The organism is Mesorhizobium sp. 8 (genome assembly GCF_006351905.1).
GTDB lineage: Bacteria > Pseudomonadota > Alphaproteobacteria > Rhizobiales > Rhizobiaceae > Mesorhizobium > Mesorhizobium composti.
Map to the genome: position 1 here is coordinate 2,788,198 of NZ_CP040914.1, position 12,679 is coordinate 2,800,876.

Here is a 12,679-nt window from a genome sequence, read left to right on the forward strand (position 1 = left end):
CGAAACGTTAACGACGGCAGGCTTTCCGGCCTCGGCTTCCGTTAATTCCCGTTAGGAAAAATCAACGAATCCATAATCTTACTTGGCGACCCGCACCTGCCGCCGGGTCGCCGGCAGAAGCACGCCGGCAAAGGTTAACGCCGACAGCGGATTCCGGCCGGCCGGCCGTTCCGCTGATTCAGCATGTGGTACGGACCACTTCGCCGCGATCCACATCTAGCCGTGAACGAAGCGTGAATCCGCCTGAGTCAGCGATTCGTCGCTGATTCGTTCCAGACTCGTTCCATCTGTTAACTCCGACGCATAGAGAGGCCGTTTCAAAGGTCGTTTTGCACCGCCTGTTGAACATTGCGCTTTCACCCGCCGCCGCGAATGCCTATGTGTCGCCTGTCACGGCAGTCCGCCCCGTACGACCATGAGGCGATCCCCCGAACCGATGAACATTCGCCCGCAATCCACCGAGCCGCTGATCCTGTCGGGACGCGACGTCACCGCCGTGCTCGGCCCCACCAACACCGGCAAGACGCATCTCGCCATCGAGCGCATGGTGGCGCATGAGAGCGGCGTTATCGGCCTGCCGCTGAGGCTTTTGGCTCGCGAGGTCTATGCGCGGCTCTGCGAGAAGGTCGGCGCCCACAAGGTCTCGCTGGTCACGGGCGAGGAGAAGATCCAGCCGGCCGGCGCGAAATATTCGGTCTGCACCGTCGAGGCGATGCCGCGCGAGACGGACGCCGCTTTCGTGGCCATCGACGAGGTGCAGCTTGCCGGCGACCTCGAACGCGGCCACATCTTCACCGACCGCATCCTGCACCTTCGCGGCCGGCAGGAGACGCTGCTGCTGGGTGCCGCCACCATGCACGGCATCCTGCAAAAGCTGTTGAAGGGCGTTTCGGTGGTGACAAGGCCACGCCTGTCGCATCTCGCCTATGCCGGCTCGAAGAAGCTGACTCGCTTGCCGCGCCGCACCGCCATCGTCGCCTTCTCGGCCGACGAGGTCTATGCCATCGCCGAACTGATCCGCCGCCAGCAGGGCGGCGCCGCCGTGGTGCTGGGCGCGCTGTCGCCGCGCACCCGCAACGCCCAGGTGGCGCTCTACCAGTCCGGCGACGTCGACTATCTGGTCGCCACTGACGCCATCGGCATGGGCCTCAACCTCGACGTCGACCACGTCGCCTTCGCCCAGAACCGCAAGTTCGACGGCTATCAGTACCGCCAGCTCACCGCCGCCGAGCTCGGCCAGATCGCCGGCCGCGCCGGCCGCCACATGCGCGACGGCACCTTCGGCGTCACCGGACGGGTCGATCCGTTCGACGAGGACCTCGTCCAGAAGCTCGAGGCGCACGATTTCGAGCCGGTAAAAGTGCTGCAATGGCGCACCGCGCGGTTCGACTTTTCCTCGCTCGACGCGCTTATGCGCTCGATCGAGACCAACGCGCCGGTCGAAGGCCTGGCGCGGGCGCTGCCGGCGGTGGACGCGCAGGCGCTCGACTTCCTGTCGAAGGACGGCGAGATCCGCGCGCTGGCCACGAACCCGAAACGGGTCGAGCTCCTGTGGGAAGCCTGCGCCCTGCCCGACTACCGCCGCATCGCGCCGGCCCAGCACGCTGACCTCATCGCCTCCATCTACATGGACCTTGCCCGGCATGGTCATGTCGACGAGAATTACATGGCCGAGCAGGTGCGCCGCGCCGACACCACCGAAGGCGACATCGACACGCTGTCGCATCGCATCGCCCAGATCAGGACCTGGACCTTCGTGTCGAACCGCCCCGGCTGGCTTGCCGATCCGACACACTGGCAGGAAAAGACCAGGGAAATCGAAGACAGATTGTCGGATGCGCTGCATGAGCGCTTGACGAAACGCTTTGTCGACCGCAGGACTTCCGTCCTCATGCGGCGCCTTAGAGAAAACACCATGCTTGATGCCGAAATCAATCCGAACGGAACGGTCCTCGTCGAGGGCCACCATGTCGGTGAACTCCAGGGGTTCCGCTTCACCGCCGACGCCAGCGCCGGCGGCGAGGACGCCAAGGCGGTGAAGACCGCCGCGCAGAAGGCGCTGGCGGCCGAGTTCGAGGCGCGTGCGGAGCGTTTCGCCGCTTCCGGCAACGGCGACATCGCGCTCGCCTCGGACGGCACGCTGCGCTGGATCGGCGCACCCATCGGCACGCTGGTCGCTGGCGAGGATGTCTTGAAGCCGCGCGTCATCCTTTTGGCCGACGAGCAGCTCGAAGGGGCTGCCCGTGACAAGGTACAGGCGCGCGCCGAACGCTTCGTCAATTTCCAGGTGGAAAGCCTTTTGAAGCCGCTGGCCGACCTGAAGACTGCCGAGCAATTGACCGGCATTGCGCGCGGCATTGCCTTTCGTCTGGTCGAAAGCCTCGGCCTGATCAACCGCCGCGAGATCGCCGAGGACATCCGCTCGCTCGACCAGGAGGGGCGCGCAGCACTTCGCCGGCTCGGCGTGCGCTTCGGCGCCTACCACGTCTTCATCCCGGCGCTGATCAAGCCGGCGCCGGCCGGGCTGGTGACGCTTTTGTGGGCGCTCCAGAACGACGGCAAGGACAAGCTCGGCTTCGGCGACGTCGTCCATGCGCTCGCATCGGGGCGCACCTCGATGGTGGTCAACCAGTCTTTCGACAAGGATTTCTATCGGCTCGCCGGTTATCGCAACCTCGGCCGCCGCGCCGTCCGCGTCGATATCCTCGAACGCCTCGCCGATCTGATCCGTCCGGCCACCATGTGGAAGCCCGGCACCGGCCCGCGTCCCGACGGCGCCTATGACGGCCAGGCCTTCGTCGTCACGCCGCCGATGATGTCGATCCTCGGCGCCACCGCCGACGACATGGAAGAGATCCTGAAGGGCCTCGGCTACCGCGCCGAACCGAAGCCGGCCGAAGAGGTCAAGGCCAAGCTCGAAGCCATCGACGCCGCCGCACAGGCGGCCGCTGAGGCGAAAGCGGCGGCGGATGCCGCCAAAGCGGCTGAAGCTGCTGCGGCTGAAACGACGGAAGCGTCGGTATCAGCGGAAGTTTCGGCGGACTCAGCCGTGCAAACCGATGAGGCCGCCGAAGACGGCGCCGTCCTATCCTCCCCCCTTGAGGGGGAGGTGCCCCCGCAGGGGGCGGAGGGGGTCGGTGCGGAAGTGCTCGACGTTCCTTCTGCGGAATCTGCGGAGATTTCTGATCAGACGTTGCACAATGAGGATGTCGGAGCGGTTGAGGTGACCCCTCCCGGCCCTTCGGGCCACCCTCCCCTCAAGGGGGAGGACGCAGCGGCCACCGCCGTCGAGGCGAAGGATACCGCTACGGCTGACGAGACTGCACCTGCCGAAGCCCAGCAAGCCGAAGCCGCCGAGGCGGAGGCGCCCAAGCCGATCCTTCTGTGGCGGCAGCAGCGCTTCGACCGGCCGCGCGGCGGCCAGCGGCACGACCATCGCGGCCGTGGCGGTCCACGGCATGGCCGGCCGGGCAACGCACAGGGCGATGATCAGAAGCCCGGCGAAAAGCAGGGCGGATGGAAGAGAGGCGGCAGGCCGCAGGACGGACAGGGCGAGCAGGGCGAACGCCGTCACGGACGGCCACAGGGCGAGCGGCCGGATCATCGCCGCGACGGCCGACCGGACCGCAAGGGCAAGCCCGACAACCGCCGCCATGACAGGGCAGCGGGCGGCAAGGACGGCGGACCGGGCGGCAAGCCGGCCTTCCAGCAAAAGCCGCGCGAGGAACGCCCCGCCCGCTTCGATCCGGATTCGCCCTTCGCCAAGCTCGCCGCCCTGCGCGACCAGTTGAAGAAGTAGATGCCGGCAGCCGCGTCATCGGCCGCTGCGGCCGGTCTTTGACGGCATGGTCGCCGAGGGCCGCCAGCGCATCGACAAATGGCTGGTCTTCGCCCGTGCGGTGAAATCGCGCTCGCTGGCAGCCAAGCTGGTCGTCGCCGGGCGCGTGCGCGTCAATCGCGACAAAGCGGCGCAGGCTTCCGACACGGTCAAGGCCGGCGACGTGCTCACCATCGCGCTCGACCGGCGCATCCTCGTCTGGAAGGTGCTGGCGCCCGGCATCCGGCGCGGCCCCGCCGAGGAGGCGCGCACCCTCTACGAGGATATCTCGCCGGCGCCCGCCGCGCACGACCCCGCCCTGCCGGATGCGGTCGCGCCGATCCGCGAGGCGGGCAGCGGCCGGCCGACGAAGAAGGAGCGCCGGCAGACCGACCGTCTCATCGGCGACGAGTGACCGCCTCTTCCCGGTAAAGCGCTCCGGCACGCTTTTCGCGATCCCGTTCGGGAGGTCCCAGCGCGGTTCTGGCGCAAAAACCATTCGCGGCTGGGCCGCGCCTGCGACGAGACACGGCCTTGCAAGGCGCCGGCAAAGACGTTACCTCACCGCCGAAAACATTGAAAAGACGGCGTTCCGGAGCCGACCCATGACCTATGTCGTGACCGACAACTGCATCAAGTGCAAGTACATGGACTGCGTCGAGGTCTGTCCGGTCGATTGCTTCTACGAAGGCGAGAACATGCTCGTCATCCATCCCGACGAGTGCATCGACTGCGGCGTGTGCGAGCCGGAATGCCCGGCAGACGCGATCAAGCCCGACACCGACGGCGGCCTCGACAAATGGCTCCAGGTCAACGCCGAATACGCCGACAAGTGGCCCAACATCGCCACCAAGAAGGACGCGCCGGCGGACGCCAAGCAGTTCGACGGCGAGGAAGGCAAGTTCGAGAAATACTTTTCGCCCGAGCCCGGCGGCGGCGACTGACGGGGCGCCGTGCAGGCGCCGAATTGACGCAACGTCACCACGGCGGCGGGCTGGTCGTTTTGCCGACGATCCGCCCGTCCGCTCTTCGCGCATGCAGCAAATTCTTGATTCTTCCGACTTTTTGTGCTACCTATAGCCATCATGCCGGTGACACACGTCGATTGATGGCGCCAACGCCTAATCACTGAAAGGTGGGTTTCAGAGTCCGGGCCAGAGTGATCTGGGTCAGGCCGTTGCCTTGCAACATGCCGGCCCTGTCTTCCCCGGAACACACCTGTCATGCGGCAAGGCCGGAACGAAACCGGCCCGCTTGAGTTCAGTCGGCAGCCCCGCCGGCGCCACAACAAGGAGTTCAGGGCGTAATGGCAACAGCAACCCCGCAGAAGAAGTCCGCAGCATCGGCCGTCCGCCACGGCTTCAAGACCGGCGAGTTCATCGTCTACCCCGCCCACGGCGTCGGCCAGATCGTCTCCATCGACGAGCAGGAAGTGGCGGGCATGAAGCTGGAACTGTTCGTCATCGACTTCCAGAAGGACAAGATGCGCCTCAAGGTGCCGGTCGCCAAGGCGACCTCCATCGGCATGCGCAAGCTTTCCGAGACCGATTACGTCGACCGCGCGCTGAAGGTCGTGCAGGGCCGCGCCCGTGTCAAGCGCACCATGTGGTCGCGCCGCGCGCAGGAATACGATGCCAAGATCAATTCCGGCGACCTGATCTCCATCTCGGAAGTCGTGCGCGACCTCTACCGCGCCGACAACCAGCCGGAGCAGTCCTATTCCGAACGGCAGCTCTACGAGGCCGCGCTCGACCGCATGGCGCGCGAGATCGCAGCCGTCAACCGCATGTCGGAGACCGAGGCCGTGCGCCTCATCGAGGTCAACCTGAACAAGGGTCCCAAGCGCGGCGCCAAGGCCGACAACGAGGAAACCGAGCAGGAAGAAGCCGCGTAAAGGTTTCCTGTCCGCAGCGAGTTTGAAAGACCCGGCCGAAGCGCCGGGTCTTTTGCTTTTTAGGATCGAGGAATGGCGTGGCATCGATGAAGCGCGCCACCGTTGCGGAACAACCGCGGATCGCGGCATGGTGGAAACCGACACAGCGAGCACGGCGAGAACATCATGACCTCCCTGAAAGACCTGAAAAAACATCTGCGCATGGAAGCGCTCGGCCGCCGCGATGCGCTCGATCCGGCCTGGCGCATTGAAGCCTCGCTCGCCATGGCCGAGCATGCGCCGGCGATCGACCTCAGCCATGGTCCGGTGGTTTCCGGCTTCCTGCCGATCCGCTCGGAGGTCGACCTGCGCCCGCTGATGGCCGCACTTGCCGACCAGGGCGCGCGACTCTGCCTGCCTGTCGTGCTCGACCGCGAGACCATCGTCTTTCGCGAACTGGTGCGCGGCGTCGAAATGGTGTCGACCGGCTTCGGCACCTCCGGGCCGGGACCGGAGGCGGCCGTGCTCGATCCCGACATCATGCTGGTGCCGCTCGCCGCCTTCGACCGGCGCGGCCACCGGCTGGGCTATGGCGCCGGCCACTACGACCGGGCGATTGCGCGCCTGCACGACAAGGGCCGCAGGCCGCATCTCGTCGGCGTCGCCTTCGACTGCCAGGAGGTCGAGCGCGTGCCGGACGAGCCGCACGACGTCATGCTCGCCGAAATGCTGACGGAGAGCGGGTTGCGAAGCTTCCCCTCCGCTGGCTAAAAGGAAGGTGGGATGCGGCTCCTATGCCAAGCGGCGGCGAGGTCGCGAGGCTTGGCTTCAGAGTGACGGCATGAGACTTCTTTTCCTCGGCGACATGGTGGGCAAGACGGGCCGAACGGCGGTGTGGGAGCAATTGCCCGGCCTGATCTCGGATTTCCGGCTCGATTTCGTCATCGTCAACGGCGAGAACGCCGCCGGCGGCTTCGGCATCACCGAAGAGATATTCCGCGCCACGCTGGACGCCGGCGCCGACGTGGTGACGACCGGCAACCATGTCTGGGACCAGCGCGAGGCGCTGACCTTCGCGCCGCGCGAGGAGCGCTTCCTGCGCCCGGCCAATTTCCCGAAAGGCACGCCGGGGCGCGGCTCGGGCGTCTACCTGGCGAAGAACGGCGCGCGCGTGCTGGTCGCCAACGTCATGGGCCGCGTCTTCATGCACCCGGAACTCGACGATCCCTTCCATGCCGGCGAACGCGAACTCGCCGCCTGCCCGCTCGGCGAGCAGGCAGACGCCGTGGTCATCGATTTCCACGCCGAGGCGACCAGCGAGAAGATGTGCTTCGCCCATTTCGTCGACGGCCGCGCTTCGCTTGTCGTCGGCACGCACACGCACCAGCCGACCGCCGACCACCAGATCCTCAACGGCGGCACGGCCTATATTTCCGATGCCGGCATGTGCGGCGACTACGACTCCTCGCTCGGCATGGACAAGGAGGAACCGCTGAACCGCTTCCTCTCGAAAGTGCCGAAGGGACGCTTCGAGGCGGCCAACGGGCCGGCGACGCTGTGCGGCGTCGGCATCGACATTTCCGACCGTACGGGGCTGGCCGAGCGCATCGCGCCCTTCCGCCGCGGGCCGCGGCTGGAAGAAACTGCGCCGTCCTTCTGGTCGTGAACTTGAAGTTTTCCGGCGGCGTACCTAATTGCCGGCAACCAAAGCCTGTCTGACGCCGCCACCTCCTGACCGGGACGACGCCATTGCCGCTAATCGATTTCCTCGGCCCCTATTTCGCCTTCGTTCACGATCCCACCGCATGGGCCGCGCTTCTGACGCTGGTGGTGCTGGAGATCGTGCTCGGCATCGACAATCTGATCTTCATCTCCATCCTCACCAACAAGCTGCCGAAGGATCAGCAGGTGCCGGCGCGACGCCTCGGCATCTCGGCCGCGCTCGTCATGCGGCTGATCCTTTTGGCGACGATCTCGATCATCGTCCAGCTCACCACGCCGGTCTTCACCGCCTTTGGCCACGGCTTCTCGTGGCGCGACATGATCCTCGTCGCCGGCGGCCTCTTTCTCGTCTGGAAGGCGACCAAGGAAATCCACCACACCGTCGATCCGGCCGAGCATGACGATCCGTCGCTGGCCAAGACGCTTCAGCTTTCGCTTGCCGGGGCGATCGCCCAGATCCTGCTGCTCGACCTCGTCTTCTCGATCGATTCTATCATCACGGCGGTCGGCATGACCGACGAGATCGCCATCATGTACATCGCCGTCATCGTCGCGGTGTCGGTGATGATGCTGGCGGCGACGCCGCTCGCCAACTTCATCGAGAGGAACCCGACCATCGTCATGCTGGCGCTGGGCTTCCTGCTGATGATCGGCATGACGCTGATCGCCGACGGTTTCGGCTACCATGTGCCGAAGGGCTACATCTACGCCGCCATGGGCTTTTCGGCGCTGGTCGAGGGACTCAACATGCTGGCGCGCAACCGCAAGGCCAAACGCGGCGGGCACTGAAAGCCGGGACTGCCGTCAGCGAGGCTTCCACCCCTCGACCAGCATGTCGGGGTGACGATCCTCGACAAGCCGCAGCTTGAGGCCATGCTCCAGCCAGGCCTTGGCCCCTGCGACGACGAGCGAGAAGCCATCGGTGCTATCGACCAGTTGCTGCACCTGCTTGTCGGGCTCTCCGGTAAAGCCGTGGTTCCGGATATCGACGAAGGTCGCGCCGTCGGCCCGTGGCACGAACAGCCATTCGACGATGCTGGCATGTTCGGTGCCGGCGTCCCAGTCGATGACGATCCTATGGCCGGGCACCAATTCCTTGACGTCGACCGCGGAGGAGACTCCGTACATGCCCCAGGTCCAGATCACCTGGCGGCCGGCATCCAGCCGGTCGCTGCCGGCGGAGAACCAGAATTTCGAGGTGATGGCGGGGTCGACGAAGGCCTCGTAGCAATCTGGCGGCGGCCGGCGGATCAGCATGGCGGCACGGGCGACGAGTGGCTGCGTGACTTCCATTTTCTCCTCCGATCTTTCCAATTCAGGGCAGGTTGATCTGCCACGACACGCCAAAGCGGTCGTTCACCCAGGCGAAGCGGCGGCTGAAGCCGTAATTGTCGAGCGGCATGAGGGTTCCGCCGCCTTCGCCCAGTGTCGCGACGAGCCGCTCCTGCTCGGCCTCGGACGCGCAGTCGACGAACAGCGAAAGCGCCGGCGTGAAGGTGAAGGCGTGGTGGACCGGGCTGTCGAAGGCCATGACCTTCAGCCCGGCGATCTCGGCGCGCGCCATGCTGACGCTGCCTTCCTTGCCCGGCCCCTTCGCATCGTAGCGCTGCAGGTCGAGGATGCGGCTGCCGGGAACGGTCTCGCAATAGAAGCTCAGCGCCTCCTCGGCCCTGCCTTCGAACATCAGGAACGGTGTCGCGGTCGTCATGCGTATCCTCCCTCAGATCGGGTCCGGAATCCTCAGAGATTATCGGGGGTCGCCTTCTCGCCCTTCATCTCCGAGCGGTAGTAGCCGTCGCGCAGGTTGATGCCGTATTCGACATAGGCCTTCATGCAGGACAGCATCTGCGACCAGCCCTCGCAGTTCATGTAAGAGTTCTTGCGGCCGGTCTCGTCCTCGTGCCAGCCCGTCTCGGCGATGGTGATGAAGGTGCCGCCGTCGTCGAGCGCCTCGAAATTCATCTCGATGCGGGTCTTGTAGGGCGGCTTGGCGTCGTGGGCGTCCCAGCGCAGCACGATGCGCTCGTTCTGCACCACCTCGTCGACCTCGACCGGGACTTCGCCCCACCACGTTACCGTCGTGTCGGCGACCAGCGGCGCGCTGGCGCCCTTGATGGTGGTGAAGTAGCCGGAAAGCTTCTTCGGATTGACGACGGCGTCGAACACTTCTGCGGCCGGCTTGCCGATGCGGCCGGAAACCCTGATCCCGATGGACATATCCACAGCCTCCTTGCTTGATTGCAACAATCTTATGTTATAAAAATATAACATGTCAAGCGAAGCGCAAGACGACCGCATTTTCAAGGCCTTGGCGCATCCGCGCCGGCGCTTGATGCTGGACGAACTGAAGGACGGGCCGAGGACCACCGGCGCGCTGTGCGAGACGTTTTCCGACATGGACCGCTGCACGGTCATGCAGCATCTCAAGGTGCTGGAGGAAGCGGGACTGGTGGTGGCCAGGCGCGAGGGGCGCGAGCGCTGGAACCATCTCGACGCATTGCCGATCAAGCGCATCCACGACCGCTGGATCGGCGAATACGCAACGCATGCCATGAGCATCCTCGACCGGCTGAAGGCCGATATGGAAGCCTGACCGGCAGGCGTCTCCGGCGGCGGGGCGCGATGGCCGCTGTACTTGCGTAACGGCCGCGACTGGACGTTTTGAGCCGATTTATTTATAAGCCCGTCATTCCCAGCATCGGATCGCATGAAGAATCCGCTGCCCAACCAACATACCAGGCTGTTTTATCTGCGCCCTCGCGGACGCTCGGCGGCTTGGTAGCCGCGAACAGACCATAGGGGTTTCATGGCCGGCCATTCACAGTTCAAGAACATCATGCACCGCAAGGGTCGCCAGGACGCCATGCGGTCGAAGCTCTTCTCCAAGCTGGCGCGCGAGATCACCGTCGCCGCCAAGCTCGGCTCTCCCGACCCGGCGATGAACCCGCGCCTCAGGCTCGCCGTGCAGGCGGCCAAGGCCGAATCCATGCCGAAGGACAACATCCAGCGCGCCATCAACAAGGCCTCCGGCGGCGACGCCGAGAACTACGAGGAAGTGCGCTACGAGGGCTACGGCCCCGGCGGCGTGGCGCTGATCGTCGAGGTGCTGACCGACAACCGCAACCGCTCCGCCTCCAACGTCCGCGCCGCCTTCACCAAGGCAGGCGGGGCGCTCGGCGAAACCGGCTCGGTGTCGTTCATGTGGGACCGCGTCGGCGAGATCTATTACCCAGCCTCGGCCGGCGATGCCGACAAGGTGATGGAAGCGGCGATCGAGGCGGGCGCCGACGACGTCGAGAGCGACGAGGAAGGCCACACCATCTATTGCGCCTTCGACGCCATCGGCGATGTCTCAAAGGCGCTGGAAGCCGCGCTCGGCGAGGCGGAATCGGTCAAGGCGATCTGGAAGCCGCAGAACAACGTGCCCGTCGACGAAGAGCGCGCGCAGTCGCTGATGAAGCTGGTCGCCACGCTGGAAGACGACGACGACGTGCAGAACGTCTACGCCAACTTCGAGGTCGACGAGGCGACGCTGGCCAAGCTCAGCGCGGCCTGAGGCTTTCCGTGGCCGAAGACAAGCCGCGCATCGTCATCACCTACTGCACGCAGTGCCAATGGCTGTTGCGGGCCGGCTGGATGGCCCAGGAACTGTTGTCCACCTTCGGCGCCGACCTCGGCGAAGTGGCGCTGGTGCCCGGCACCGGCGGCATCTTCGCGATCGAATGCAACGGTGAACCGATCTGGGAGCGCAAGCGCGACGGCGGCTTTCCCGATGCCGCCGAACTGAAGCGCCGCGTGCGCGACCGGGTGTGGCCCGAGCAGGAGCTCGGGCATTCGGATAAGAATGGCTGAGGTGCGGTAAGCGCGGCTGTTCGCTACTCAACTTATCACGCGAGCGGAAGGGCAGTCGCATAAGGCGCATGGCCCCCTCTCCGTCGCCGCTTCGCGGCGCCACCTCTCCCCCACCTTGTAGGGGAGAGGATGGGCGTCAAGCCCTTGCGGCCGGCTTATCCTCTCCACCCGGAACGGGGGGAGAGGTGGCTCGGCGAAGCCGAGACGGAGAGGGGGACCTACGCTGGCGGCCTGCCTCCCTCGCACTAAGAGGGAACCGGCAGCGGGATGAGGATAGCGTCGGCGCTTCGCCCTTTTGCTTGTCTCCGAACCGCCTCACTCCGCCACCGGCGTCCAGATCACGTCGTCGATACGCGCCGCGCCCGTCGCCAGCATGACCAGCCGGTCGAAGCCGAGCGCGATGCCGCTGGCTTCCGGCATGACGGCCAATGCCGCCAGGAAATCGTCGTCGATCGGATAGCGCTCGCCGTAGATGCGCTCCTTCTCGTCCATCTCGAGGCCAAAACGCCGGCGCTGCTCGGCGGCGTCGGTCAGTTCGCCAAAACCGTTGGCGAGTTCCACGCCGCAGCAATAAAGCTCGAAGCGCTCGGCGACGCGCGGGTCGCGGGCGCTCGGTCGCGCCAGTGCCGCTTCCGAAACGGGATAGTCGCAAAGGACGGTCGCCCGGCCCTGCCCCAGATTCGGCTCGACGCGCTCGACCATGACGCGGCTGAACAGGTCGGCCCAGCTATCATCCGGCGCGCTACGGATGCCGGCGCCGTCAAGCGCCGCGCGAAGTGCGGCGCCATCGGTCGAGCCGTCGGCGGAAACGGTGGCCAGCAGGTCGATGCCGGCGTGGCGCGAAAAGGCTTCCGCCACCGTCAGCCGTTCCGGCTCGGCGAAGGGGTCGGCCTCGCGCCCCCGGAAGGTGAAGCGCTTTGAACCGGCGATCTCGGCGGCGAGCTTCAGAAAGGCGGCGCAGTCCGACATCAGGCTCTCATAGGTCTCGCCGGCGCGATACCATTCGACCATGGTGAATTCGGGATGGTGCAGCGGCCCGCGCTCGCGGTTGCGCCACACCGGCCCGAAGGAGAACAGGCGCTTCTCGCCGGCCGCCAGCAACTTCTTGCAGGCGAATTCCGGCGAGGTGTGCAGGTAGAGCGGCTTTCGCGCGCCGTCCGTCGCGATCGCCTCGGTGGCGAAGGCGGCGAGATGCGCCTCGTTGCCGGGCGAGATCTGCAAGCCGGCCGTCGTCACTTCGACGAAATCGCGTTCGGCGAACCAGCCGCGCAAGGCGGCGGCGATGCGGTTGCGCGCCATCAGGCGGGGGCGGCGATCGGCATGGACATGCGGGGTCCACCAGGGGGAAGCTTCGGTCATCGGTATCCGGAATCTGCGGGGAAGACTGGCGATAGGCTTTAAGATGCGCTAAGGGC

Annotated in this window: 14 protein-coding genes; 10 read left to right on the forward strand and 4 right to left on the reverse strand. The window is 65.9% G+C overall.

Annotation, left to right across the window (positions count from 1 at the left end; genetic code table 11):
- Positions 1-436 precede the first annotated feature (436 nt).
- The 7 genes from FGU64_RS13585 (at position 437) to FGU64_RS13615 (ending at position 8,201) form a co-directional block, all read left to right on the forward strand.
- A complete protein-coding gene (locus tag FGU64_RS13585; protein WP_139953706.1) occupies positions 437-3,799 on the forward strand; it encodes a helicase-related protein in 3,363 nt (1,120 codons plus the stop codon).
- A 46-nt stretch (positions 3,800-3,845) separates the two neighbouring features.
- Positions 3,846-4,232, forward strand: coding sequence for an RNA-binding S4 domain-containing protein (locus FGU64_RS13590; protein ID WP_139953707.1), 387 nt, complete (start codon positions 3,846-3,848; stop codon positions 4,230-4,232).
- A gap of 190 nt (positions 4,233-4,422) precedes the next feature.
- Positions 4,423-4,761, forward strand: a complete 339-nt coding sequence (gene fdxA, locus FGU64_RS13595) for a ferredoxin FdxA (protein WP_136356703.1) — start codon at positions 4,423-4,425, stop codon at positions 4,759-4,761.
- Positions 4,762-5,123: 362 nt separating this feature from the next.
- Positions 5,124-5,711, forward strand: a complete 588-nt coding sequence (locus FGU64_RS13600; protein ID WP_136356701.1) for a CarD family transcriptional regulator — start codon at positions 5,124-5,126, stop codon at positions 5,709-5,711.
- 165 nt (positions 5,712-5,876) lie between these two features.
- The gene (locus FGU64_RS13605) at positions 5,877-6,461 is read left to right on the forward strand and encodes a 5-formyltetrahydrofolate cyclo-ligase (protein ID WP_139953708.1); all 585 of its coding nucleotides are present in this window, start codon (positions 5,877-5,879) and stop codon (positions 6,459-6,461) included.
- A gap of 70 nt (positions 6,462-6,531) precedes the next feature.
- On the forward strand, positions 6,532-7,356 hold the full coding sequence (locus FGU64_RS13610; protein WP_139953709.1) for a TIGR00282 family metallophosphoesterase: 825 nt from the start codon (positions 6,532-6,534) through the stop codon (positions 7,354-7,356).
- Positions 7,357-7,448: 92 nt separating this feature from the next.
- Positions 7,449-8,201: a TerC family protein gene (locus FGU64_RS13615; RefSeq protein WP_180375717.1), complete on the forward strand. Its 753-nt coding sequence runs from the start codon at positions 7,449-7,451 to the stop codon at positions 8,199-8,201.
- Between the two features lie 15 nt (positions 8,202-8,216).
- Here the strand turns inward: FGU64_RS13615 and FGU64_RS13620 are convergent, their stop codons facing one another.
- The 3 genes from FGU64_RS13620 to FGU64_RS13630 are packed head-to-tail and all read right to left on the reverse strand — an operon-like array spanning position 8,217 to position 9,629.
- The gene (locus FGU64_RS13620) at positions 8,217-8,705 is read right to left on the reverse strand and encodes an SRPBCC family protein (RefSeq protein WP_139953711.1); all 489 of its coding nucleotides are present in this window, start codon (positions 8,703-8,705) and stop codon (positions 8,217-8,219) included.
- Between the two features lie 22 nt (positions 8,706-8,727).
- The gene (locus FGU64_RS13625; RefSeq protein WP_139953712.1) at positions 8,728-9,120 is read right to left on the reverse strand and encodes a VOC family protein; all 393 of its coding nucleotides are present in this window, start codon (positions 9,118-9,120) and stop codon (positions 8,728-8,730) included.
- 32 nt (positions 9,121-9,152) lie between these two features.
- Positions 9,153-9,629 (reverse strand): SRPBCC domain-containing protein, encoded by a 477-nt coding sequence (locus tag FGU64_RS13630; protein WP_139953713.1) that lies wholly within the window; start codon positions 9,627-9,629, stop codon positions 9,153-9,155.
- Positions 9,630-9,681: 52 nt separating this feature from the next.
- Here FGU64_RS13630 and FGU64_RS13635 point away from each other — a divergent pair, with 52 nt between their 5' ends.
- The 3 genes from FGU64_RS13635 (at position 9,682) to FGU64_RS13645 (ending at position 11,264) form a co-directional block, all read left to right on the forward strand.
- Complete coding sequence (locus FGU64_RS13635; RefSeq protein WP_136356676.1) at positions 9,682-10,005, forward strand: metalloregulator ArsR/SmtB family transcription factor; 324 nt, start codon at positions 9,682-9,684, stop codon at positions 10,003-10,005.
- A 213-nt stretch (positions 10,006-10,218) separates the two neighbouring features.
- A complete protein-coding gene (locus tag FGU64_RS13640) occupies positions 10,219-10,968 on the forward strand; it encodes a YebC/PmpR family DNA-binding transcriptional regulator (protein WP_139953714.1) in 750 nt (249 codons plus the stop codon).
- An 8-nt stretch (positions 10,969-10,976) separates the two neighbouring features.
- On the forward strand, positions 10,977-11,264 hold the full coding sequence (locus FGU64_RS13645) for a SelT/SelW/SelH family protein (protein WP_139953715.1): 288 nt from the start codon (positions 10,977-10,979) through the stop codon (positions 11,262-11,264).
- A gap of 315 nt (positions 11,265-11,579) precedes the next feature.
- Here FGU64_RS13645 and epmA read toward each other — a convergent pair whose 3' ends face one another.
- Positions 11,580-12,623 carry an EF-P lysine aminoacylase EpmA gene (epmA, locus tag FGU64_RS13650; protein WP_139953716.1) on the reverse strand — a complete coding sequence of 348 codons (1,044 nt, stop codon included), beginning with the start codon at positions 12,621-12,623 and terminating at the stop codon, positions 11,580-11,582.
- Between the last annotated feature and the right edge of the window lie 56 nt (positions 12,624-12,679).

Coding starts and splice junctions, on each gene's coding strand:
- FGU64_RS13585 (WP_139953706.1), top strand. CDS start 437: ATGAACATTCGCCCGCAATCCACCGAGCCGCTGATCCTGTCGGGACGC.
- FGU64_RS13590 (WP_139953707.1), top strand. CDS start 3,846: ATGGTCGCCGAGGGCCGCCAGCGCATCGACAAATGGCTGGTCTTCGCC.
- fdxA (WP_136356703.1), top strand. CDS start 4,423: ATGACCTATGTCGTGACCGACAACTGCATCAAGTGCAAGTACATGGAC.
- FGU64_RS13600 (WP_136356701.1), top strand. CDS start 5,124: ATGGCAACAGCAACCCCGCAGAAGAAGTCCGCAGCATCGGCCGTCCGC.
- FGU64_RS13605 (WP_139953708.1), top strand. CDS start 5,877: ATGACCTCCCTGAAAGACCTGAAAAAACATCTGCGCATGGAAGCGCTC.
- FGU64_RS13610 (WP_139953709.1), top strand. CDS start 6,532: ATGAGACTTCTTTTCCTCGGCGACATGGTGGGCAAGACGGGCCGAACG.
- FGU64_RS13620 (WP_139953711.1), bottom strand. CDS start 8,705: ATGGAAGTCACGCAGCCACTCGTCGCCCGTGCCGCCATGCTGATCCGC.
- FGU64_RS13625 (WP_139953712.1), bottom strand. CDS start 9,120: ATGACGACCGCGACACCGTTCCTGATGTTCGAAGGCAGGGCCGAGGAG.
- FGU64_RS13630 (WP_139953713.1), bottom strand. CDS start 9,629: ATGTCCATCGGGATCAGGGTTTCCGGCCGCATCGGCAAGCCGGCCGCA.
- FGU64_RS13635 (WP_136356676.1), top strand. CDS start 9,682: ATGTCAAGCGAAGCGCAAGACGACCGCATTTTCAAGGCCTTGGCGCAT.
- FGU64_RS13640 (WP_139953714.1), top strand. CDS start 10,219: ATGGCCGGCCATTCACAGTTCAAGAACATCATGCACCGCAAGGGTCGC.
- epmA (WP_139953716.1), bottom strand. CDS start 12,623: ATGACCGAAGCTTCCCCCTGGTGGACCCCGCATGTCCATGCCGATCGC.